General features: G+C 60.6%; 17 protein-coding genes. 9 read left to right on the top strand and 8 right to left on the bottom strand.

All coding sequences use genetic code 11. The features are described 5' to 3' along the window. Positions 1-87: 87 nt before the first annotated feature. From murD to R3C19_18835, 6 genes are all read left to right on the top strand, one after another. On the top strand, positions 88-1,590 hold the full coding sequence (gene murD / locus R3C19_18860; protein MEZ6062409.1) for a UDP-N-acetylmuramoyl-L-alanine--D-glutamate ligase: 1,503 nt from the start codon (positions 88-90) through the stop codon (positions 1,588-1,590). Positions 1,591-1,703: 113 nt separating this feature from the next. After that, positions 1,704-2,675: a hypothetical protein gene (locus tag R3C19_18855; protein MEZ6062408.1), complete on the top strand. Its 972-nt coding sequence runs from the start codon at positions 1,704-1,706 to the stop codon at positions 2,673-2,675. Positions 2,676-2,822: 147 nt separating this feature from the next. Further along, the gene (locus R3C19_18850; GenBank protein ID MEZ6062407.1) at positions 2,823-3,755 is read left to right on the top strand and encodes a MoxR family ATPase; all 933 of its coding nucleotides are present in this window, start codon (positions 2,823-2,825) and stop codon (positions 3,753-3,755) included. A gap of 454 nt (positions 3,756-4,209) precedes the next feature. After that, positions 4,210-4,866: a hypothetical protein gene (locus R3C19_18845; GenBank protein ID MEZ6062406.1), complete on the top strand. Its 657-nt coding sequence runs from the start codon at positions 4,210-4,212 to the stop codon at positions 4,864-4,866. Then, positions 4,842-4,976, top strand: a complete 135-nt coding sequence (locus R3C19_18840; GenBank protein ID MEZ6062405.1) for a hypothetical protein — start codon at positions 4,842-4,844, stop codon at positions 4,974-4,976. Before R3C19_18845 ends, R3C19_18840 begins: the two co-directional genes overlap by 25 nt. A 409-nt stretch (positions 4,977-5,385) precedes the next feature. Then, complete coding sequence (locus R3C19_18835; GenBank protein ID MEZ6062404.1) at positions 5,386-5,871, top strand: macro domain-containing protein; 486 nt, start codon at positions 5,386-5,388, stop codon at positions 5,869-5,871. Here the strand turns inward: R3C19_18835 and R3C19_18830 are convergent. Genes R3C19_18830 through R3C19_18820 form a run of 3 tightly spaced genes read right to left on the bottom strand, consistent with a single transcriptional unit; the run spans position 5,853 to position 11,690 of the window. Next, on the bottom strand, positions 5,853-6,167 hold the full coding sequence (locus R3C19_18830; GenBank protein MEZ6062403.1) for a hypothetical protein: 315 nt from the start codon (positions 6,165-6,167) through the stop codon (positions 5,853-5,855). The two genes, R3C19_18835 and R3C19_18830, sit on opposite strands and share 19 nt — an antisense overlap. Beyond that, entirely contained in the window at positions 6,148-10,353 is a 4,206-nt protein-coding gene (locus R3C19_18825) for a DUF6531 domain-containing protein (GenBank protein ID MEZ6062402.1), read from the bottom strand. Before R3C19_18825 ends, R3C19_18830 begins: the two co-directional genes overlap by 20 nt. Then, a complete protein-coding gene (locus tag R3C19_18820) occupies positions 10,353-11,690 on the bottom strand; it encodes a hypothetical protein (GenBank protein ID MEZ6062401.1) in 1,338 nt (445 codons plus the stop codon). The genes R3C19_18825 and R3C19_18820 overlap by 1 nt, the downstream gene beginning before the upstream one ends. Before the next feature lie 756 nt (positions 11,691-12,446). Here R3C19_18820 and R3C19_18815 point away from each other — a divergent pair. Next, complete coding sequence (locus R3C19_18815; protein MEZ6062400.1) at positions 12,447-13,733, top strand: hypothetical protein; 1,287 nt, start codon at positions 12,447-12,449, stop codon at positions 13,731-13,733. A gap of 59 nt (positions 13,734-13,792) precedes the next feature. Here the strand turns inward: R3C19_18815 and R3C19_18810 are convergent, their stop codons facing one another. The 3 genes from R3C19_18810 to R3C19_18800 form a co-directional block, all read right to left on the bottom strand. Next, positions 13,793-14,257, bottom strand: coding sequence for a DUF1499 domain-containing protein (locus R3C19_18810; GenBank protein ID MEZ6062399.1), 465 nt, complete (start codon positions 14,255-14,257; stop codon positions 13,793-13,795). A gap of 334 nt (positions 14,258-14,591) precedes the next feature. Next, positions 14,592-16,250 (bottom strand): Nramp family divalent metal transporter, encoded by a 1,659-nt coding sequence (locus R3C19_18805; protein ID MEZ6062398.1) that lies wholly within the window; start codon positions 16,248-16,250, stop codon positions 14,592-14,594. A 249-nt stretch (positions 16,251-16,499) separates the two neighbouring features. Continuing rightward, the gene (locus R3C19_18800; protein MEZ6062397.1) at positions 16,500-18,104 is read right to left on the bottom strand and encodes a glycoside hydrolase family 13 protein; all 1,605 of its coding nucleotides are present in this window, start codon (positions 18,102-18,104) and stop codon (positions 16,500-16,502) included. A gap of 180 nt (positions 18,105-18,284) precedes the next feature. Here R3C19_18800 and R3C19_18795 point away from each other — a divergent pair, with 180 nt between their 5' ends. Continuing rightward, positions 18,285-19,940 carry an AarF/ABC1/UbiB kinase family protein gene (locus R3C19_18795; GenBank protein MEZ6062396.1) on the top strand — a complete coding sequence of 552 codons (1,656 nt, stop codon included), beginning with the start codon at positions 18,285-18,287 and terminating at the stop codon, positions 19,938-19,940. Between the two features lie 59 nt (positions 19,941-19,999). Here the strand turns inward: R3C19_18795 and R3C19_18790 are convergent, their stop codons facing one another. After that, positions 20,000-21,610, bottom strand: coding sequence for a hypothetical protein (locus R3C19_18790; GenBank protein ID MEZ6062395.1), 1,611 nt, complete (start codon positions 21,608-21,610; stop codon positions 20,000-20,002). A gap of 3 nt (positions 21,611-21,613) precedes the next feature. Next, positions 21,614-22,435 carry a DotU family type IV/VI secretion system protein gene (locus tag R3C19_18785; GenBank protein MEZ6062394.1) on the bottom strand — a complete coding sequence of 274 codons (822 nt, stop codon included), beginning with the start codon at positions 22,433-22,435 and terminating at the stop codon, positions 21,614-21,616. Between the two features lie 511 nt (positions 22,436-22,946). Here R3C19_18785 and R3C19_18780 point away from each other — a divergent pair. Beyond that, a complete protein-coding gene (locus tag R3C19_18780; protein ID MEZ6062393.1) occupies positions 22,947-24,545 on the top strand; it encodes an FHA domain-containing serine/threonine-protein kinase in 1,599 nt (532 codons plus the stop codon). The last annotated feature ends 22 nt before the right edge of the window (positions 24,546-24,567 follow it).

The following is a 24,567-nucleotide window of genomic DNA, read 5'->3' as shown; positions in this document are numbered from 1 at the left end:
TCCTGGCAGCAGGATCGCATGGCATCGATTCGATGAACGGTGCGATCGGCACGATATCAGACCGCCACTAAACCTCAATCCGCATCCATGAACGACCTGAAGCCATTGCCGTCCTGCGCCGGACTGCGAGCCACCATTATGGGACTGGGCACGTTCGGAGGTGGAGTCGCGGCGGCGCGATTTCTGGCGGCTCGCGGCGCGGACGTGTCCGTGACGGATCTGCGCGGAGAAGTCGAACTGGCGGATTCGCTACGGCAGCTTGCCGACGTGCCGATTCGAAATCTGTGGCTTCGCGAACACCCGGCCGCCGCGTTTGACGAATGCGATCTGCTGGTTGTCAACCCGGCGATTCGGCCGGATCATGAAGCGGTCGCCGCCTGTCGTGCTCGCGGAATCACCGTCACCAGTGAAATCGAACTCTTTCTGAGCCACAATCCCGCTCCCGTGATCGCCGTGACGGGAAGTAACGGCAAGTCAACCACGTCGGCTCTGATCCACCACCTGCTGAGTCACGACGAAAGGTACGACGACGAAACGCTCAGCGACGACGCTTCATTCACGGTGCCTGCCAGGACATTTCGTCGAGCGTGGCTTGGAGGAAACATCGGCCTTAGCCTGCTGATGTCGCTTGATCAGATCACGACGAACGACATCGTTGTGCTGGAACTGAGCAGCTTTCAGCTCGAACAACTTCGCGACGTGAGGTTCGCTCCGCAGATTGCCGTCGTGACAAACTTCGCTCCCAACCATCTGGAATGGCACGGCACCGTTGACGCGTATCTCACCGCGAAGCAGCGGCTGTTGAAGCATCAGTCGTCTGACAGCGAGGCTGTGCTGCCCGACGAACTTCAGGCGGAAGACGGCTGGCGCGTGCGTGGAACGACGATGCGGTTCGGCACTGTCGACAGCGGAGAAGACGGGGCGTTTCTGGAAGAAGGCCAGTTGATCCTGCGTCGCGGCGATTTCGAGGATGCTGTGCGTCTGGCTATCCCGAGCCAGCTTCCGGGACGACACAACCGTCTGAACATCGCGGCGGCGGCGTGTGCGGCGTGGCAGTTTGGAGCGAACGTCGCGTCGATCGGCCGTCGGCTGCAGTCATTCCGGCCGCTGCCTCACCGGCTGCAGCAGGTTGCGGAAGGTGGCGGCCTGAGGTTTTTCAACGACTCCATCGCGACGACTCCGGAATCCGCCATCGCGGCGATGGAAGTCTGCGGACCGAACTGCGTGATCCTGGCAGGAGGTTACGACAAGGGACAGGATCTGACTTCGCTGGCCGACACAATCCGGCAGCACACGCGAGCCGCCGTGCTGATGGGTCAGACGGCAGCGGTGCTGGCCAGCCTGCTGGAGACCGCGCATCCCGAAAGTTCCGCTGCATCAGACGTTGTCGAACCCGGCGTGCCGGCGACGCCGCTGATTCGCGTTGCCACGGACTTCGCGCACGCGTTCGCTCAGGCGGTTGCACTTGCGGTTCCAGGCGATATCGTGCTGCTGTCGCCCGGATGTGCCAGTTACGGCTGGTTCAGGGACTACCGAGACCGCGGCGAACAGTTTGAACTGCTGGCTCGAGAATGGACGTCCAGGCAATGAATTTTACTGTCCGAAGTTTCGCGTTCCGGAGCGGACGATCCGGGTGTTCGAACACACTCTCGCGTACGCACCGCTTCGACGGATTCACTCCGGGCGGAATATTCGGCGTCGCGATGACTGTGGCGACTCTGGCGCTGATGTTCGCCGGCTGCACGTCGGAATCGAAACCGAAGACGGAGACTCCGCCGCCGATCAAGTCCGCGGAAGCGTCGTCGGTTCCCGATGTCCCGACAGCCGACGATCTGCGACGGCAACTGCGAGCCAACGAGCGGGCTGCGTTCCGGCGCGTCGGTAATGACTTCGTCGAAGCGGATCTGTTTCAGTCGGGAACCAAAACGATTGAACCGCTTGCCGGGCTGCCGCTGCGAGCTCTCGACCTGGGCGCGTGCAAAGCGATCAGCGATCTGACTCCGCTGAAGGGCATGCCGCTGAAACGGCTGATTCTGGAGGACACGTCGGTCGAGGACATCAGCCCGCTGGCAGGCATGGAACTGGAACTGCTGTTTCTGCAGAACACAAAAGTCAAAGACCTGTCGGTGCTGAAGGGAATGCCGCTGAAGCAATTGAACCTGATGAATGTCCCGGTCAGTGATCTGTCCGTCGTGGAAGGAATGCCGCTGGAGACACTGTGGATTCCGGGAACTCAGGTCACCGATGCTTCGCCGCTGAAGAACATGCGGCTGGTCAGCCTGGACCTGGAAGACGTGCAGCTTTCCGATTTCAGCATCGTCGCCGCCATGACGTCGCTGAAACGGCTGAACATTTCCGGCACGCCGCTGCAGGACGTCAGCATTCTGAAGGACCTGTCGCTGGAGAGGATTTCGATCACTCCGGGCAAAGTGACATCCGGCATCGACGTCCTGCGGAATATGCCGACGCTGTCCCAGGTCTGGGTCTCCAACGGTCTCGAATCCGAAACTCAGCAGTTTGCCGCCGCGGATTTCTGGAAACGTTACGACGAAGGAGCGTGGACTCCCGGCGAACAACCGGAGTCGCCGACTGGCGAATCAGAAACGGAAAGCAGTCCGCCGGACGCCGCCGACGCCCCGTCTCAGCCGGATGCTGACGGTACGGAAGAACGCTGATTCAACCGCGAAGGCGGCGTCTTTCGACTTCCTGCGGTCCGCAATTCGCATGACTCACGAAAGCAGGGACTATTCCCCACATTCGACGATCGCTGCTCGTAGGCACGGGCGAACGCCACGCGCGGACAGCGAACTGCGGAGAACTTTGTGAATTACAGTGTCATTCAGAAGATTCGATCGAATGTCGCCGGAGCACTGCTGGGCAAGGAAAAGACCGTCCGGCTGTCGGTCGTGGCACTGCTGGCCGGCGGCCACGTGCTGCTGGAGGACGCGCCGGGGCTGGGGAAGACGTCGCTGGCGCGAGCGCTGGCAAAATCGCTGGGCTGCAAGTTCACGCGGCTGCAGTGTACGCCCGACATGCTGCCCAGCGACATCATCGGGTCGAACATCTATCGGCCCAACACCGGGGAATTCGAATTTCGGCCCGGCCCTGTGTTCACCAACATTCTGCTCGCCGACGAAATCAACCGCACGACGCCCCGCACGCAAAGCGCGCTGCTGGAAGCGATGAGCGAACATCAGGTATCGGTCGAAGGAATGACGATGCCGCTGGAATCGCCGTTTCTGGTCATCGCAACCCAGAATCCGTTCGAATTCGAAGGCACCTACGCTCTGCCGGAAAACCAGCTTGACCGCTTCATGGTCTGTCTGGAAGTCGGCTACCCGGATCCGTCGGTGGAACGCGAGGTTCTGAAGCAGCACCGCAACGGCGAACCGGTCGAACAGCTTTCCGCCGTCACGGAAGCGGCTCAGGTGGTCGAAATCCAGAAGCAGGTCACGCAGATTCGTGTCGACGATTCGATCTCCGACTACATGCTGGAAATCGTTCACGAAACTCGACAACACCCGGAACTGACGCTGGGAGTCAGCACGCGAGGAGCCCTCGTGCTGTACCGCGCGACACAGGCTCTGGCGATGATCGAGGGCCGTGACTACGTGATCCCGGACGACGTCAAGGAACTGGTTGTTCCGGTGTTCGCACACCGGCTGGTCTGTCGCGGAGCCATCCGGGAAGGTCAGCGTCAAAAGGCCGCTCAGATCCTGAATGTCATTCTGGATTCCGCGCCGGTGCCGTCGTAGCCCGACATCACATGCAAGGCCGTGTTCTGTCGGCAGGTCGCACGGAAAACTCGACACCGGCTTACGCTTGTGCGCCGCCGGAACCTCCCGTCGAAGTATGCCGCGGGCGGGGAAGAACGAGGCATGCAGGCTCGCGACCGTAAGACGATCGGCAGATGACAACTTACCAATGCAGGGCGACAATAGTTTCACCCTCCCGTTTCAACGGGAGGGTCGCCGATCGAATGCCGTTCAGGCGTTCGATCGCGGGGAGGGCCATGCACGGGGAACTCGCGTGGCGCGGACGCCCTCCCCTCGTTTGATTGCCTGCACGGCGATCAAACTTCGACCCTCCCGTTGAAACGGGAGGGTATGTTCTCATCTGCCGCAGGCCTAAGAGTTGCGAAAAGCATCAGTGTCCGCCGCGGCCAGCATAACTCCGGCCGGAATTTGTCCGGAACGAAATTGTTGCCCGATGCAGTCTTCAGCCAATCGACCCAGTGACGAACCAGCGCCGGAGTCAGCAGCCGCGGAACAGGCTGCCGATGAGGATTCCGATCGTCTGATGCATTCGCTGGAACACGAATCGGACAGTCTCTGGAAACAGAATCCTGTGCTGGCGATCGCAACACTGACGCTTCCGATCTGGCTCAGCGGCGTCATCCTTGCGGCCGCGTTCGTGACCGGCGGTGCCGCGCTTGTTCGCAAGCTGGTGGTCGCAACCGTTGCCGCAGCCGCTGCCGGACGCTTTGTGATTCTTGGAGGAAAGGCCGATCATCCGGCGGGATTCACAGCCCTGGAACTGGCGGCTCTGGTTCTGTATCTGGATACGATCTGGGCGATCGTGCTGGCCTATCACGTCGGCGCTTTGTTTCGATTGCCGTGGATCGGCATGCGTCTGAAGGCCGCCGTTCAGGAAGGACGTCTGCTGCTGAAGAAGAACCGCTGGATGCGAAACGTGACGGTCGGAGCGGTCGCGGCATTCGTCATGCTGCCGATTTCGTCAACGGGCAGTATCGGCGGATCACTGCTGGGCCGGCTGCTGGGTCTGTCGCGAGTGGCAACGCTGTCCGTGGTCCTGCTGGCAAGTGTGGCGGGGGAGCCGTCATGTACATCGGCGCGGGAGCTTTGAAGCCGTGGTTTGAACGCAGCCATCCATCCGTCCAATACGGCGGAATCGCACTGCTTGCGCTGCTGGGATTCCTGCTCAGCCGCCGCTACCGCCGTTCAATCGCCGATTAAAACACGCACCTCGCGACGGCAATTCTCGCGTCCGTAACATCTGCGGTGTTGTTCGGTGACGACCTGCACGTTTTCGGTTCATCCGGGAAATGGTGGTGTCGATTCAATGCGTGTCCGAGCGGCAGATGAGCATCGCCGCTCGCCCAAACAACTTCAGTCCCGGTCGGCCGACACAACCTCTGCCAAAGCCGGCTACCGCAGCCTGCCGGTTCCGGCAAACGGACGTTCAGCGACACCCCGTTTTCCCGGAAGAGCCTTTTTTGACAAGCCATCGAACGGGTACACTTCTCCATTGCAACGAACACGGTGCCGATGAAGACTCCGTTTCAGACGGGAACAGCATCGCGCGCGGCGGACGGTCCTTGTGGCGGACGCATCGGCGCGTGCCATTCGAAATCGGTGGACAGCGGTGGACGATTTTCGCATTCAATACGTTGAGGGCGATGCAACACGACCCATAACGACCGCTCCGTGGGTCATCGCGCACGTGTGCAATGACATCGGAAAGTGGGGCAGAGGTTTTGTTGTTCCGCTTGGCAAAGCCTGGCCGCTGGCGAAAGACGCTTATCTGCGAGCGATGAGTCCGCAGCAGGACCGGCTGCCTCTCGGTCATTGCCAGTTTGTGGAAGTGGCCGACGATTGCTGGGTGGCGAATATGATCGCACAACGCGGCGTCAGGACGAAAAAGACCGTGGTCCCGCCGCTGCGACTCGAATCGCTCGGAGAATCCCTTGCGGCAGTCCGGACGTTTGCGACGGATCACGGTGCTTCAGTCCACATGCCGCGCATCGGCACCGGTCTTGCCGGAGGTCACTGGTCCGACATCGAGCGGCTGTTGCTGCAGACATTTGAGAAGTCCGAAGTTCCGGTTTTCGTCTACGACCTTCCCAGGTAGTCGATCGCTGTTTTCCAGGCAGTCTCAAATTCGGGCTTCGTGATCTCTTCCGAGTCGCTCAGGTCGAGTTCGCTCATCGGTTGGTCGCACAGCGTACCGCCGAGTTCATCGAAGTACTCTTCGATCGAGCAGAACCACCGCCCGTCGTAGCATTCAACCTGGCGAGTTGCCCAGCCGTCAGATCCAAACTCCACCCACGCCGTTCCGGCTCCGAGTCGCGATTCTGACTCGTGTCGAAAATATCGTGATTCGAAATCGGACGCTTCGATTCCGTCGCTATCCGCATGTTTTTCCATGACGCTTGATCCGTCCTGTCAGGTCCAGGTTGTCGGGGTTCTTCACGAGAAACACTCCCGGCTTCGGATTTTCCACATGCAGTCCCGTCAGGTCGACTTCCACAAAGTATTCACAGCTCTTAATCCGGCGCGTGTCGTTATACAGTTCGCGCGAAAGCTGTCCGTGGCTGATCATGCCCTTCGCACGGTCCGCCGCGGAGAGATCTTTCAGTGTTTTGCCGCCGACGGTATCGGGATCGATATCCGTGAAGTACTGCCCGACTCCGTGTCTGGCGTTTTTCGGTTTCGTCGACGGATGCATTTCATTGCTGCTGGTGATTCCGTTGTAACCCTTCTCGTCGGTGTAATGAATGAGCGTGATGAGACCAAACGGGTCGATCTTTCGATTCGGCTCGTTTGCGTATTCGAACAAATTCAGGCCGCCAGCGATTCGAATGGGATCCTGGCTGATGTAGTGTCCTGCTTCGGGGTCGTAATATCGAAACCGGTTGTAGTACAGCCCGGTTTCCGCGTCTTCGTACTGGCCCGGCCAGCGAAACGGACACGCGCAGCGGTCGCCACGCACGTTGCGCAGGTCGCCGTAGATCGAGACGTCGGCGGACCATACGACGGTGCCTGATTCGTCCAGCATGGCGGTGGGCGTGCCGAGATAATCGGTCACGATCGACCAGCACTGACCTGCGGACAGTTTCGCTGCCGGAGCGAAGCTTTCCGGATCGAACAGCCAGGTGATCATCCCCGCCGGAACGGGCAGTAGTTCGCAATCTTCGTCGTCGGCGGGTGGACCGGTGGACGGATTCGCGGCGAGTGCGGCTTCCGCCGGAGGAGTTCCGTCAGATGCGGATTCCGCGGTCGCCGGTTCGGAAGCGGACTGCCGGTCGCCTTCGACCCATTCGTGAATCGGAGTGTTGCCGTCCCAGATCCATCGCGTCGTTCGGCCTCGAAACGTCTTGCTGACACGGCGGCCGAGAGCGTCGTATTCAAACTCGACAACCTCGCCATCGGGGCGAGTCACGCTTTTCAGCATTCCGGCCGCGTTCCAGACGTAATGCCAGTCTCCCTGCGGCGTTGATCTTCGAATCAGGTTGCCTTCGGCGTCGTATTCAAAGCGGATGATTCCGTCATCCGTTTTCGCTTCCAGCAACTGACCGGCCGGGCCGTACCTGCGATCGCTGCGGTCCTGTGTGCGGAACAGATTTCCGACGGCGTCAGGCATCCGCAACTCGACGCTGCCGTCTGCGTATGTGGCCGAGGCCAGATTGCCGAGTTCATCGTGCCGGAACACCGTCGTTCCGTGATGCGCGTCGACAATCGTTCTCAGCCGGTCATTAATATCCCATTCGTACGCGACGTTTCGCCGTTCGCCGGTAGCGCTGAGAATCTGGTGCCGAACTGGTCGCCCCAGCCGGTCGCGTTCCCAGCGGCTGCGGATGCCTCCGGGAAGGCTGCGTTCCAGTTCAAGCCCGGTCTGGTCGCGCTGAATCTGAGTCTGCCACAGTGTTGTCGCCGGGTCCGTGGCGGCGTCGGCGAACTGAAATCCGGTGACGTTTCCCGTCACGCCGCGATCGATCGTCTGAACCGCGCCAAAGCACGACTTCATTTCGATGCGCATGCCCAGAGCGTCGTATTTTGAGCTGACCCAGAAGTCGTTCTGAGTTTCCTTCAGGATTCGTCCGGCGGCGTCTCGTTCGAAACGAACCTCACAGGCGTCGTTGATCGCTTCGATCAGTTCGCCGTCCTGACGATACGCGTAACGTTCTTCCGACTTGTCACTGTGCGTCACCGCGATGACTCGCCCGGCCGGATCGTACTTGTAGAACGTGATCACACCCGACGCGCGCTCAATTCGAATCACACGGCCCGCGTCGTCGCGAGTGTAAATCCGCCGAACGTCGTCGAATCCGAATTCGCGAGCCACGTCGCCTCGTTCATCCAGCTCAAATCCGTACGCCGCCCCGTGTTCGTTGACAATGCCGATCAGGCTTTCTTCGGTGTTGTACCGGAACTCCACGGTCGTTCCGGCTTCCCGGCGGCTGGCGAGACGGCCCATTCCCTGATACGTGAACCGCACTTCGCGCTGGCGGTCCTTCGCATAGATCAGGTTTCCCATCGCGTCGTACTGCAGCGACCGAAAGTTGCCGTCAGGTTCCACTACGCTTGTCATGCGACCGGTCAGATCGAATTCCCGTCGCTGCTCGCTGCCGGCAGGATCGATCAGCGTGACAACGCGGCCCAGACGATCGAACCGCCAGCGACTCTGCGAACCGTCGGGCGTTGTCAGCGCCGAAAGATTGCCGTCTTCGTCGTAGCTCAGTTCGGTCGCACCACCAGCCGGATTGATGATTGCTCGCAGACGGCGTCGGGAATATTCGAACCCGGTTTCACGTCCCGTCGCGTCGATTCGTCGAGTCAGTTTTCCGAACTCGTTGTACTCCCAGGACCACCGGCAGCCCAGCGCGTCGATCAACGTCACGGGCTGGTCGCGATCGTTGTACGAAACCTGAACCGTCGCACCGTCCGGCGACGTCACCAGCGACGTGTTGCCGCGTTCGTCATAGCCATAGGTTGTGGCCTGCCCGAGTTCATCCAGTTCCACCTGCGGCTGATGGAACTCGTTGTAGACCGTCTGAACGGAATTGCCCTTCGCATCGATCGACTTGTAGACCAGGCCGGAATCGTTCCAGAAATGCACCGTTTTGTGACCCAGCGAATTCGTGACCACCGTGCGCTTCAGATCGACATCGTAGTCAAGTTGGTGGTCATAGATTCCGCCGTCGCCCCACGTATGCACACAGCGGGCGGAATGGCCGCTGCCTTCATATTCGAAGTAGAAACTCAGACCGTTGCGGTCCGTTTCGCGAGTCAGCAGGAAACCGTCGTACTTGAACAGAAACGGCTGCGCCATGGCGTCACGCACAGCTCGCAGTCGGCCCCGGTCGTCGTATTCGCAGGACAGCAGACAGATCAGCGACCGTGGATCGTCCGGATGCGGAGCCTGAATGTTGAGAATCCGGCCGTCGGCGTCCGTCGTGACGGGCAAGCGGCGCCCGGCACTGTCGTGAATCATCATCAGCCGGCCGAGTTCGTCGTAGCGGAATTCGATTCGGTTCTCCGCGCGATCGGATACCGACAGCAGCCGCTGCACGTCGCTGTCAAACGTCACAATGTCGAACCGCCAGGTCAGTCCGGCGGCGTCTCTCATGGCGTAACCGTGTTCGTCCCGCAGCAGCGTCAGCCGTTCGGCGCGATCGAAGCAGGATTCGCCGATTCGAATTCGGGGGAATACGACAGGACGGCCGTCGCTCATCCGCACGGCGATGCCGTCGTCGTCTTCGCACAGAGCCACGTCGTAGCTGTGATGCCAGCCGTGCCCGAGCGGGCCGTCGTATTCCGACGTGCTGTAGTAGACGCGTTCCCAGACCAGAGGCAGCGGACCGGGCAGCCGGAAGTCGACAAGATCCGTGAACACTTTTCCGGTGGCAATGTCGACAGGATGTCCCGTGACCGCGCAGATCGCACGGCTGACACGGTTCTGAACGCTGGGAGGGACGCCCAGCTTTTTCATCGCCTTCTTCGCGGCGTTTCTCATCGCGGTGGACGCGCGTCTCATCGCGCGGCCGATGCGGCCGCTGCCGCGCTGCAGTTTTCGCAGGCCCTTTCCGAGTTTCCCCAGCGCCGCCATGCCGGCCTTCATGCCCATCGCCATCATCGAGATCGTCGGCGGCCCGCCGATCAGCACCGGCGGACCGGCGGGAATCGGCAGCACCATGCTGGTTGGCAGCACCAGCGATTTGACTTTGCTTTTCTTCTTCGGATTCAACCGCGGAATCGGCGGCATTCCGATGCACTGACAACTGAGCGCCGGCAGAGCCATATAGCTTTGAGCGTCGCCGTCGATCACAACCGTGGCGCTGCCCATGAACATTTCGCATTCGTTGGCAGGCGGTTTGATGAACGTTCCGCCGATCGGAAAATGCGGCGGCAATGCTCGGCCCGCCGTTCCCGCCTGAGCACGGTGCATGTTGTTGATCTGCACCGTTGAACCCACGATCGGGACGTAGTCGAACGGATCGATCAGAAACCCGATAAACGGATGGGGAATCGGAATCGGCGGGACCGGTCCTGGCGGCTGAATCAGGTGGATGTCAATTCCCAGAACCGGGTCGAAGTGTTTGGCGGCGAGCATCAGACAGCTCCCTTCTGCGGCAGCATCGATTCCCAGTCATCGCCAAACCACGTCAACATTTGCTCACGGACCTGCCGGTGCCCGTTGCGAAACGGTGCGGCTTTGCGAAGTCGCAGCATCATCTGACCGGTGTAGGGCAGAGTCGAGGTGCGTCGCTGTTCGTCGTCCATCGTCTGACCGGCCGTGAGTGATTTCTGACCGCACTCCCAGGCACGATCCGCGTTTCGACAGCTTTCGTGGCACCACCCGGCAACTCGCCAGCAATCCATTTCTGACGCCGCGTCGGACTGTTCCTCGGCCATGACTGCGGCAATTTCGTAGACAGCAGCCGCTTCGTCGAAACGTCCCGCAGCGATCAGCGCGGATCCTTCCGACATGCGAGTCTGAAGATTCAGCCGCGGAGCCGCCGGGTCATCGGAATCAGCGATCGCAGCATTGGCCGTGCGATAGCACTGAAGCGTGGAATCCAGGTCGCCCGTCGAAAAATACGCCGCACCCAGCGCCATCTGAGCCACCGTAACCAGATGCGGCCATTGGTTGGCCGTCGCAATCGCGGTGGCTCGCACCGCCAGATCCTTTGCGGAATTCGGATCACCAGCCGCCGCGGCGTTGTTGAGTTTGACAAACAACCGGCGAAAGTCGTGGGCCGGCCCTTCGCCGGGAGCCTGCTCCACCAGCTCTTCATAGGCCGCCGGCATGTTCAGTTCAGGGTCAATGGATAGCACACGTTCCGGAAATTTCTCCGCGAGTTCCGTCAGCTCCGGTGCCGTCGAATCATCCACGACAAAAAACCGAACACCCGGCGGAATCGGCTGCGCTGCGAGACTCATCAGCCACTGCTGCCACGCCGATCGCAGTGAAATTGCGGCCGGTACCAGCACGATCGCCAGGTGCTGCATGATCGACTGATAAAAATCGCGGAACGAAGCCAGCGTCGCGATGAGTTCCGACGTGCCAGCCTGCTCCGACCGATGCGGGGCGGACCGATGCGGGGCGGACCGATGCTGGGCGGACCGATGCGGGGCTGACCAGTCCACGTTCATGCCGTCGTCGCGCAGCGATTCCCGAACAGCCTCAAACTGCTCGACCAGCGACCGGATCAGTGACGCGGCATAAGAACCGGCATCGTCGAACGGCACTTCCATGCGGACGAACAGATCAGGAATCGAGCTGACTTCTTCGTTCTGCAGCTCAACAAACAGATCCAGCATGCGCGCCGTGTCCCGGTCAGCAATCCATCTCAGGATGCGAGCATCCGGATGCTGAGCGAAGTCGTTCCAGAAGTCCTCAAGTTTCTGAAACCGCTGCTGTACGGGATTCGCCGGAGGCTGGCTCATGGATCAATGTCTATCCGGCCCGGAGTGAGGCGAGCGGCAGATAAGCTGTTACCCGCCCGCGAGCCGCACGGCGCTATCCGCGGTTTTGTTCGCAGAGAACCGGGGCTGGCGCCCGGCGGGTAGATTCTCATCTTCCGCATGCCTAATGCGTGCTTGAATTGTCGATTGGCGCGCGATCCGGTTGCGTGAAGTTTTCGCGGATTTCAGCGCCGGACGCGACCAATTCATTCGCAGTTCAGCAGGATTCTTCGTCGATGGCGACCACAGGAAGTGAACGGTTTCGCCCGGCCCGGTCGGCCACAACCATGCTGACCGCCCGGAGCAGCGGCCCCGCGGCAACTCTCGCATCGTCCGCGCCCACCTGTCCCGGCGCTGCGACGGGGAGACTTCGCAGCAGCGAACGCGAGTTCCGAAAGAAGGCAAAAAGTTTCTCCGGCAGATCTCGCCGCATTTCCTTTGGGTGCGACGGCGGCGGCTGAATACGAGCGCCGCCGGTCGGCTTGTCGGTTCGGCAGATTCAGCCGACGTGACCGGTGGCCTGAAATCGGGGGGTCGCAGGAACCGGCAAACGCTGCTTTCCGGCGACCACTTGAGGTTGACCGGAACCTGCGATTCTTCAGAATTCCCGCACAATTGCTCAAGTCGCGAATCCTTCCCTCCGCGAAACGTTCTCCGGTTCGCACTTCGTGACGTGTTCGAAATGCCGTTCCTGGCGATTGAACTCCCCTCCCACAAATCCCATCGACAGGTGTTCCCGTGAAATCACTTCACCTGTGGCTGTTCGCAGCCCTTGTTGCATTTCCGACCGGCAGTGCGTTTGCCCGCGAACCTTTTGCTGTGCCGGCGCAGCGGTCGTTCTTTCCGCCGCTGATGGACGCCCGCGCCCTGTTTTCGCCGGGCGCAATGGATGACATCGTCGTGCGAGCCCAGTCTCCCGACAATGGCGGTGTTCCCGTACCGGCCGACGCCGGCGGAGTCGTTCCGAACGTGTCCACGTACGGAGAAGCCGTGCCGGGAAGCGAATTCGGGATGCCGGTCCTGCCCGAAACGTCAACCTGGAACGCGTTCTCGCCACCGACGATGCCGGATCCCTTCATGCAGCCTTCGCCCTATGGACAGCCTTCGCCGTACGGTCAGCCTGTTCCGTATGGGACGGCTCCACAACCGTCTCCGTACGCTCCCTACACGCCGTACGGCATGGGCGCTCCCGCCGCGGGAGCCTACACGGTGCCGGGTGCCAACGGTCCGCGACCCTATCGACTCGGCTGGCAGAACCGCCTGGATATTTCGTACATGCCGAACGTAGCCGTCACCGGCGGTTCGACAGGCAGCTTCGGACAGTTCGGAGTCGACTATGACCTGGCAAATACGGCACCGTGTCTGCCGGGCTGGGTTTCCACCTGGACCAATCAGTTTCGGCTTCGCAACTGGGACGGACCGACGGGTGGCGCAGGGTTGCCGGGTTCCGCTTTTCGTTTCGGTGTCGACTATGAAGTGGAAACACCGCAGGCCGGCCCGTACAGCCTGAGTCTGGGAATCACGCCGTCCATCAACAGCGACCTGAATGCTTCGATGACGTCCGACGCGTTCCAGCTTGACGGTCGCGGCATCATGTTCTTTCAGCTTGACCAATACTGGACTCTGGGTCTGGGAGCTCAGTTCTGGGACCGCGTTCACGACCGTGTCATCCCGTACGGTGGTCTGGTCTATCGGGACGACTTCTGGGAATGGCGGCTGATGTTTCCGGAATCTCAGATCAGCCTGTTTCTCGGAAACGAAGCCTACTGGTCCAAATGGGCGTACGCTCGCGCGGAGTACCACATCGAGGCGTATGAAATTTCCACGGCCACGGGTACCGGCCGCGATGAAGTCGAGCTGAAGGACTATCGCATCCTGATGGGCTTTCGCATGGACGCCAGTGTCTACAGTTGGTTCATCGAAGCCGGTTGGGTGTTTAACCGCGACATCGATTACGCCAGCGCCGCCAATCCCACCGTCAGCCCCGGAACGGCCTTCATCACACAAGTCGGCTGGCGCTATTGATGGCGTCCGGGCCGCTGGATGCGACGGCATCGTACGTCGTTTCGGCCGCTCCCCGGCGTTCACGGGTGCTGCTTCAGAAACTGGTCCCTGATCCGTTGCATGCGTTTCCGATTGGTTCCCAGATCCGAACGGCCGACTCGCGAAGCCGAGCGGAAGTGAATTCGTCCTGCATCCGGTTCCAGCAGGAATTCCACGTCATCGGTAAATCGGAACACGGCGCTGGTGACTTCCACGTGCATGTAGCTGCCGTTGTCCGTCACTACTTTGGTTCGCGGAACTTCTGACACGACGTGTCGCAGTCGTGTCCACGCCTCAGCGGGCGAACCGGTGAACTCCAGCGGAGCCATCCAGAACGATCGGACATCCGTCTGAGTCGACACGCAGTTGGCGGTGCCCGGCGGCTCCGCCAGTCGTCCTGAATGGACTCCCAGAGTGGCCGGACGCGGCGCGGTGAGACTCAGGAAGAACATGGCGGCAACTCCGATCAGCAGGAATCCGGCGGCGAGCAAAATGATGTGTGTCACGCGACGTTTCTTCACCGACGGTATCCCGGAAACAGCAGGCGATCCGAATTCGAAAACCGCATGCAATCCGCAAAGTTAACGGCACACCGAGTTGTACGAGGGTTTCGGCAAGTGGCCAGTGAGAATCCACCGGTGAATCGCAGTTTGTGCTTCACCCTCCCGTTCCAACAGGAAGGCCGCTCAGGAATCAACGTTCAGCCGATTTCTCGCGGGGAGGGCGACGCCCGGAAACTCGGATTGCGCGACCGACCCTCCCCGTCGTTGAATCGCCTGAACGGCGATCAAACTCCGCACTTCCCGCTTTAACGGGAGGGTGAAGCAATCTGTGCTCGCTTTATGCCTCGTGCCGCTGCCGGTTTGTCAGCGTCGGCACGACGGTGGCTGCAAGCACCATAGCGGTCATGAACGTCGCCAGCAGAATGCCCAGAACCGGCACCCTGTTTTCGATATCCCAGTAGCCTTTGACGCCAAGTCCCAGAAAGACGACGGCCGAAACCAGGTTCATCGCCGTCAGCCAGACCGGCGGGCGCAGTTTCGCGGGCAGCCAGCGACGATCCATCCAGATGCTCAGTGAGCAGACCAGTCCGCAGGCAAGCACGCCGGTAAACAGATTGACGGGTGTCAGGATCGTCAGCAGGATGCGAGGTCTGCCGCGTCGCGCGGGTTCGTCTGTTTGGCCATCGGATTCCGGTTTTGCAGCGTTCTCCGGATTGTGTTCGACGTCGATCGAAGCCGCTGCCGCGGTGGACGCGGCCTGTGTGATCGGTATTGGTTCGGTCGCCGACTGCCGAATGAACAGCCACAGCAGAATCGCCAGCGACAGCGGTGCACACCACGCCAGCACGATCCGCCGCAATCGGCCGGCCGTTCGGGGGCTCCAGTGTGAAAAGAATGACCGAACGATTTCGTCCGCGATGGAGCATGCGATTTCGATCGTGCCGTACAGCGTTCCCAGCATCGTCAGAAATGCGCCGATCACGTACAGCGGCAGCAGCCAGGAATGGATCTTTGTCACGAAGCGAGCCTGCAGGTTCAGCAGGCTTTCCTCATCGGGAACGACGTGCGCCGGACCAAGGATGATGGCACCGGACGCGACGAACACAGCACTGAACGCAACGATCAGAAAAAAGCTGATCGCGCAATCCACGACCGGCGCCCGAATCCACTTTCGCACTTCGTGATCGGGGCTGGCAGCCATTTCTTCAAGCTGTTCGGAAGTCGCTCTGTCGGGAAGAATGCCCCAGTGCTTTTCCCGCAGCCATGACGTGTAAGCCAGATAGTCGAAGCCGGCTCCACCGATGACTCCCACGTAGCGCGTGGCTTCGATCCAGACGGAATGCCGAGCGATCTCGGGATATTTTTCCGTCAGCCAGTCGGGATACGCCAGCGGTTTCGGGGCGAGTCCAAATACGAAGCGAAGCCAGTCGGGCTGGTACAGCACCAGAGTCACCACAGCGCAGAACACCATCGCCGTGACGACAAACAACTGCACACGTTCCAGCACGGAGTATCCGCCGGTCGCGGACAGGATCAGCACGGCCACCAGAATTCCGGCGCCCCAGACGTAATCGATCCCGCCGCCGAACAGGCCGCGGGTTCCCGTGATCCATGCCGTCAGGTTGCCCAGCACACCGGAATGAAAACTGATCCAGATCGGCAGACAGATTGTCGCCATCAGCAACAGCGCAATCGGCATCCAGCCGCGCGGGCCGGGAAGGTCGATCATGCGTTCATACGGATGCACTCCCGTCAGAATCATGTGACGGCTCGTCGAAATCACCAGTCCCCATTTCAGCGCCGAGATGACAACAAACACAAACAGGATGTCGTAGCCGAACAGCGCACCGCCGCGTGTTGAGAAGATCAGTTCACCCGTTCCGATGGTCAGCGACGCGATGATGGCACCCGGTCCGAAGATCAGCACCCATTGCAGCATCGTCCGCGGCAGTGGCGGACGCACCGGTTCATCGGAATCTGAAGTCGTATCGCTCATGACGTTTCCTTCGACTCGATCGCAGTGCAACATCGCGGGCACGGACATTGGAGTATGCGCCGCATTGCAATCTTGCCCCTTCCGCACGGATCAGGCAACCGGCGGAATGATATCCGGCGGAGGCAACTCCACCGCATTCAACGCCGTGTTGCGAAGAAACGCTTTCCGATTCAATGCTCACATCCACACCTCTCCCAGCGCAGCGGCAGGGAGCGGTCGGGCGAGCGGAGCGATGCCCGGGAGAGGGGTTCAGGCTCGCTGGAATCCGGACAGCACGACGGCTGATCGCGCCGGAATGTCGACGTGACCATCCGTGACGGACGTCGCCAGGGGTATTGTCTGCGGCGGCAGTGAGTCTTTCGCGGCGATATCAAGTTCCGAGACGTTTAGCCGGAACGAAGACTCGCCGACGTTATATGCCAGCGTCAGAAAATCGTCCTCGTTTCCGTAACGGATGACGACACATTCGCCGGAGACAACCTGTGATGTTCGCGTTCCGTGACGAAAGGCGGGGTGTTGTTTGCGAAGCTGGATGCAGGCTTTGTACCAGTTCAGCAGGTCATAATCCCAACGGCTTTCGTCCCACGGAAACCCGCGTCGGCAGTCCGGATCGTGACGGCCGCTGAGTCCGATTTCGTCGCCGTAGTAGACGCAGGGGGCTCCCGGAAGAGTACACAGAAACAGCCACGCCATCTTCAAAGCGGCTCGGTCGTTCCGGCAGCATGTCAGAAACCGCGGCATGTCGTGACTGTCCAGCAGATTCAGTTGCGACTGAACAATCGGAAGCGGATAGATCGACGTGGCCCGGTCAACAGCCGCGACGAATTCCTCAGCGGACAGCCGGCGCACGTGCTGAAAACTGCTGGGGCGGTGGACCTGTTCGAAGTCAAGATTGTTGCCGCCGAAGAATCCCAGACAGGCGGCCGTGATCTGGTAATTCATCACGGCGTCCCACATGTCTCCCTGCAGCCAGCGAGTCGCTTCGCTCCAGACTTCACCGACGATATAGGTGTCCGGGTTGATGGCTCGAACACGCCGCCGGAACTCCCGCCAGAAATCGTCGTCGTCGATTTCGTTGGGCACGTCCAGACGCCAGCCGTCGATACCGAATTCGACCCAGTGTTCGGCCACCGTCAGCAGAAACTCGCGAACTTCCGGGCAATCCGTGTTGAACTTCGGCAGCGCCGGCAGGTTCCACCACGCGCTGTAGCCGATGGCTTCGTAGCTGCCGTGACCGTTGGCAAGTTCCATCATGGCCTTTTCGCCGGGATACGGCTGAAACGGCAGCCGGCCGCTGAGCCGGTCCGGGTGGAAGTGAAACCAGTCGCGATACGGAGAAGCGCCGCCGTTTTCCAGAACGTGATGAAACTGCCAGAATCCGCGGCTCGCGTGATTGAAGACACCGTCCAGAACAATCTTCATGCCGCGCTGGTGAGCGGCATCCAGCAGCAGTCGCAGAGCTTCATTGCCGCCGAGCAGCGGGTCGACTTCAAAATAGTTATAGGTGTGATAGCGGTGATTCGACGCCGACGCGAAGACAGGGCAGAAGTAGATCGCCGTGACGCCAAGCTGCTGCAGATAGTCCAGTCGGTCAACCACACCGAACAGATCGCCGCCCTTGAAACCGTGCGGCGTGGGAGCGGCGTCCCACGCTTCCAGTTCGCCGGCAACGGGAACACGGCCGCTGCGGTCGAATCGATCGGGGAAGATCTGATAGAAGACAGCGTCACGAACCCATCCGGGAGTGTCGACGGACATTTCAGCACTTTCGATCTGACAGACCTGCGATGGCAAAAGCAGCGGACGGACGATACTGAAACGCACCGCCGGGCAGTAGTCATCATCAACCTTCACGGCGGTCGCTCAGGTCCGACACGATTCGCGCCGATGCCGTTCGATTGCCGTGTCGAATTCCTGTGCAAACGAATGCTTCGGCGCTGCGGTTTTCCGCAGGACCGGATCGACGAAAGCCGGCTCATTGTCGCGTGACGGCCTGGTCAACAGACGAGACGAAATCGTGAAGAGGAACACCGGATGGATGTAGCGTCGCTGCCGCAACTGGCTCGCAACACGGCCCGGTTTCGGGAGGTCATTGGAATCCTGGCCAAGTACGGACTGGCGCGCTGGATGACCCGCGTGCATATCGACTGGGTCCAGCGGATGTTTCAGGATTCCGAAGGTCAGCCGATTTCTGAACTGTCGACTGAACAGCGAATCCGCCACGCTCTGACGGAACTGGGGACCACCTTCATCAAGCTGGGCCAGATTCTCAGCACACGGCCGGACCTGGTGGGACCGAAGCTGACGGCGGAACTGACACAACTGCAGGCCAACGCTCCGGCGGATGCTCCCGACGTTGTTCGAAATCTGATTCGCGAGGAACTCGGGCAGGCTCCGGAGGAACTGTTTTCGGAATTCGACGAAACCGCGTTTGCGTCAGCGTCCATCGGCCAGGTTCACGCGGCCAGGCTGATCGACGGAACCGCGGTGGTGCTGAAGATTCAGCATGCCGGCATTGAAGACCGCATTCGCAACGACCTGGAGATCATGCATCGCATCGCGGAACTGGCCGAACAGTATTCTCCCGAACTTCGGCAGTTCCGCCCCGTGGAAACCACGGAGGAGTTTTCACGGACGCTGATGGCGGAACTGGACTTCACGCGCGAACAGAGAAACCTGCAGGCGTTTCTTCGGAACTTCGCCGGTCGGGAAGACGTGAAGTTTCCGACTCCGTTTGTCGAACTGTCGTCGCGCCGGGTGCTGACGATGGAACGGCTGGACGGCATCAGCGTCGCCGACTGTGAGGCTCTTCGGAAATCGACGTACGATCTGTCCGACATCGCTCACCGCGGAGCCCACATTTTTCTGGACATGATTTTTCGCGACGGCTTCTATCACGCTGATCCGCATCCCGGAAACCTGATGCTGCTGAACGGCGGCGTGATCGGGCTGCTGGACGGCGGCATGGTCGGACGAATTGACGAGCTGCTGCGGGAGCAGATCGAAGACATGCTGCTGGCGGCCGTTCGTCAGGATCCCGTTTCGCTGTGCGATATCATCGTCCGGATCGGCTCACTTCCGCCGGGACTGGATGACCTGCGGCTTCGCGCGGAGGTTGAGTCGTTTCTGGCCGACTACGGAAGTCAGACGCTGTCCGGCTTTGATCTCAGCGGTGCCCTGAACGACATGACCGGAATCATCCGACGGTATGGCATCGTTCTGCCGGTGCGGGTTTCGCTGCTGATCAAAGTGCTGGTGATGCTGGAAGGCACGGCTCGCAATCTGGACCCGGATTTCAGCCTGGCCGAACTTCTGCAGCCGTACCAGAGCACAGCGCTGAGACGGCGGCTGTCACCGCAGCGCATGTTCAACAAGCTGCAGCGCGCGTGGGTCGACTGGACTCGTCTGGGGGAAACGCTGCCGCGCGATATTGCTGACCTGCTGAATCAGATCAAACGCGGTCGCTTCGATGTTCACCTGGAACACCGCAGGCTGGAACAGACCGTCAACCGTCTGGTGATGGGAATTCTGTCGGCGGCGCTGTTCATCGGATCGGCACTGCTGTGGAGCCGCAACGTGCCGCCGCAGTTGTGGGGAATTTCAATTCCGGGATCCGTGGGCTGGTTCTTCGCGCTGGTGCTTGGGTTTCGACTGGTGAAGGCCATTCGACACTCCGGCAACATCGAATGACGCCGGCCGCAGTCTTCGGTACGCGGCGCTTTCAGCGCGGGCAGGCGCCGCGGCGGTCGCTACAGCACGCAGACCAGAATCGTCGCGGCAATGAGCATCAGGTTGACTCCCAGCAGAATGTTGGTCCAGGCCACGTAGCGTTCGTTGGTGTGGCGAAGCCGGGGATGCCAGTCCAGCGACGATGAATGCTGCAGCAGTTTTCGAAACACGCTGGACGCGAACGCTCGCCGATCCGGACGATGCCCGGTCGCCGCGAAGTAGCATCCCAGCACCGGCAGCGACCGTTCAAAATCGCGTTCGTAGGAATACCCGGAACGCAGAACTCGCGCCAGCCGGTTTGTCAGCCGCTGCCGGCTGACACACAACAGCTTGTAAAGTTTGGGATTGCCGGGTTCGCGCAGTTCGTGATCCTTGGCGAACAGCGGATAAACGTTGTCTTCGAAGGCACCGCACGCGTGACGGGCCAGCGCTTCCAGGGATTCGCCGGTCGGGTCGCACCACGGCTGAGAACTTCCCTTCCCGATTCGATTTCGTCGGGAGACTTCGGGACCGAAGCGCCGCACGAGTTCGCGGAAACCGGTTTCCTGCTCCATTCCGCCGACCATGATTGCCAGGTGAGCACGCAGTCCGATGTTGCGGCAGATGACATCGTTGTCGAAGGCGACCGCGCTTTGTAACGCCGACGCTCCCTGGTCACTTGTCGTGATCAGACCGAAGGGCAGAAACGACATCACTCCGTTGATCGCCGGATTCGGTTCGCGGTGCTGCTGCAGCAGATTGCAGACCGCCGCCAGTTTTCTGCTGGCCAGCGCCAGCGACTGCGTATCCAGGCTCAGGCGGTTTTTGGGCCTCGGAGCCGCCGGCATGCCGGCCGCCAGAGTCTGTCCCATCAGATGAAACCCGGGGTTCGAAACGTCGTACAACTGCTGAGTTCCGGAATCACCCTGCTCCGATTCCAGCGGAGGCTGCACACCGAAGCCCACGTTTGTTGCTCCCAGTTCGGTAGACGCGGCGATGTAATCCATGACCGCGCCGACCGTCTGATCGAAGATGCTTTTTTCGCTGCCTGGCGCCAGTGACACATCCGACTCGGCGGAACTTCCCAGCGCGGTGCGTGAAAGCAGAGACACCTGGCTGGCTCCGGGACACGCCAGGAAAATCACTTCGTGCGACGCGAACCAGATCAGCGTAGAATCGCCGAACGGAAGGCCGCTGACTTCGAACGGGATGTCGGATGATTCGACCACGGCCCTGGCTTCGCCGGCGTCGCGCGGACCGACCACCAGATACAAAGGCGTGTCTGCCAGCGAGATTCCCTTGACCTGCAGCACTCGAAGTCCTTCCTGCCAGGCCGCCGCGATATCCGGGAACTCACAATCCGCTTTGGACGAAGACCGCTTTGCCAGCCATGCCGCCAGCAGCGGAATTCCCACCAGCACGGCCGCAACGACGGCAAACGGAAGCGGTCGCTGCTGGATGGCTGCAGGAACGTCACGAAGACCGATTCGAAGCGTCAGCCCCGCCACCGCAACCAGCAGCAGGAACAGAAACGAAAAGAATCCCACTCGCTGTGGCAGCGACATTCCCAGTTGCGGGCGCGGCGAAGAGAAGAGCGACGAACAGAACAGCAGCCTGAGCGGCGCGAAGAGTTTGTCGACCACGCTGTTCATGGATCACTTCTCTCCATCGCCGGACGGCAGCGGTTCGGGCTGCGTAGCATGAGATGCGTCGCCGTTCGCCGCGGAAACATCTTCCGGTGCGCCCAGGTGCAGCGTGGAAACGACGACAACCGCCGACACCAGCACAACGGTCCACAGTGTCGCTCCGAAGAACTGGCATCGGCCGGGCAGAGGATTCGCTCCGGCCGCAGCCCGCGTCTGCACGGGAACGGGCCGGCGCTGTTGCCCGACCTGAATCGACGCGGACGTCTTTCGCAGCCAGGTTCCCAGTTGTCGCGGCAGATTCGTCGCTTCCGGGTCCAGGTCGCCGTGCCGGTACACGCCTCGAAACCCCAGGATCACCGCAAGGTAGTAAACTTCCAGAGCATCCTTTGACGGAAGTTCGGCAGCTTTGGCGGCCCGGTGAAAAAACTCGCGGTCGGCGATTCCTCGAAAGTCGTCGGTATCGACGGAATGGAAGTCACGGACGGTGTCTCCGCCGCGGTCGGAAACAACTGTGCCGGAACCGGGCGGCGGTTCATCGGACTCCGACGGAAACAGATCCAGTTCCAGCATGTTGGAATGCCACCAGCTTCGGCTGCTGTCCGGCCAGCCGCTGCCGTAGATCAGCATTTCATCGATCCACGCCACCAGCGCGAACTTCGCCAGTTGCCAGTCCTGCGATCGACCCAGAGCAGCGTCGGCGGCGGAGAATTTTTCCAGGATCTTCTGCTTCTCTTCCCGCGGATCCGGCTCCTGATTATTTTCGGCCCTTTCCAGCAGTACGATCACGTACTCGAAAATCGGGTCAATATAGGCCGCCAGTTGCGTGTTCATTCGATTTACCGGGCTCTGAAAGAACTCCGCGTCGGTTCACAGAAGAAAGCTATGCCTTTCCGAAACAGGAATCAATCACCTCGATTGTAGTGGCCGCCGCCGCCGGCGAAGCGCCGCAATTTCCGCGAATGCCGGGCAGCGAGCACCGCGAGGCACGGGAAGTCGCGAATTTGCGTCCCGTAACAGAGATCCGGGCCGTCGATCCTCCGATTCCGTGGCGGACCGCAGCAGGGCATTGCGATTAACCGGTGACACCGGTAGCATCGCGGCAGAATTCGTGAACGAACCAAAGACTTTCACCACGGACGACGCTGCCGAAAAGTTCCACCGGCTGTCAACCGCAACGGTTGTCCGGGTTTTCCCGCGTGATCGAGTTCTGCAACTTCCTGAAGAACTGCCGCCAGACGCCGCTCCCTCACGACCCCGCCGACCGTTTTCGGGCTGAGAATTCTCCGCCACTGCTGAACGGGATTCGTCTTCGCACGTTTTGCCATTCCGTCCGCGACATTCCATGAACACGCCACCAGCGATCGAAGAACAGAGCCTTCGCTTCGAAGCGGAACTGCGTGCGGGCAAAGTGGCACGGATGGAAGACTTTCTGCCGTCGCTGCCCTTCGGTGCCACCGACGAACTGGCCGAACAACTCTGTCTGGTGGAAATCGAGCACGAACTTCGCCACGACCGCAGCGTGTCCGAGGCCGCGCTGCGAAAACGGCTGCCGGAATTTCGCCGAGCCGTCAGCGCGGCGTTTACCAGCGCCCGTGCGAAGTATCCTCAGCATTCTGAACGTCTGGTGCCCGATCCGGGCAAGACCGATCAGGGACTGCTGGACGTGTTCTTCAAGTCCACCAATGTGCTGACGCCGGCGCAGTTTCACGAATCCGACGACTTTTCTGACGTTGAAATCCCGGAAGCGGAAGTTCAACTGAAGGTCGTGAAGGGACCGCACAGCGGCAGGGAGTTTGTGTTTCGAAATCCCGTCTCAGTGCTTGTCGGTCGCAGCGCGGATTCTCACCTGCAACTGATTGATGACGAAAAGTGTTCGCGCCTGCACTGCCGTTTTGAGATTTCGCCGCCGAACTGTTCGCTGGTGGACCTGAAGAGCACCAACGGCACGCTGGTGAACGCGGAACTTGTCGACCGCTGCACTCTGCAGGACGGAGATACCGTGCAGGTCGGCCGCACGAAAATTCGCGTTCACATTCAGGATGCCCGCAAGGCGTCTGATACCGCAAATCAGCGGCTGGCCGAACAGACATACAATCCGTCGCTGCATGCTCCCGCGCTGCCGGGTTACGAAATCGGAGACCTGATCGGCCGGGGACGGTTTGGCGTTGTGTATGCGGGACACCACCTGTCGACCGGCAGAAAAGTGGCCGTCAAGATACTGTCGCGATCCGCGATTCCCAGCGGAGACGAAGTCCAGCAGTTCATTCGCGAAGCGTCCATCTGTGTCGGCCTGAAGCATCCGCAGATTGTCGAAACGGTGGACTTCGGCGTTCACGACGACACGCCTTATCTGGTGTTTGAATTCATCGACACCATCGACATCGCCACGCGCCTGCGTCGAATGCCGGCGGCCGAACGATATACCGTCTGTGCGTCGCTGGCCGCACAGCTTCTGGATGGTCTGCACTACGCTCATTCACGCGACATCGTGCATCGCGACGTTAAGCTTTCGAATCTGCTGTTCTTCGAAGACGCCGGACGGCTGCGAGTCAAGATTGCCGATTTCGGCCTGGCGCTGCGGATTGTCGAAGCCAGCGGCAGCGAACGAGCCGTCGTGGGAACCGCAGCGTACATGGCTCCGGAAATTCTCCTGGAGCCTGCCAAAGCCGGACCGCGTTCCGAAGTCTACGCGGCGGCAGTCTGCCTATACCAAATGCTCTGCGGTCGTCGGCCTCACGAAGCCCGGCGATTGTCGAAAATGGTCTTCAAGATCCTGAACGAACCGCCGACTCCCATCCGCGAACGGGACAGCAGCGTCCCTGATGAACTGGCGGCGATCATCGAGAAAGCCCTTTCACGCTCCCCCGATGACCGGTACCAGACCGCCGCCGAAATGCGCGACGCACTGCTGCAATTCCACCACACGCGTTCGAAACCGTGAACGATTCCGGTGCCTGGCGGGA

This window comes from Planctomycetaceae bacterium, from assembly GCA_041398785.1.
Lineage (GTDB): Bacteria > Planctomycetota > Planctomycetia > Planctomycetales > Planctomycetaceae > JAWKUA01.
This window is presented reverse-complemented; position numbering and strand designations above follow the sequence as displayed.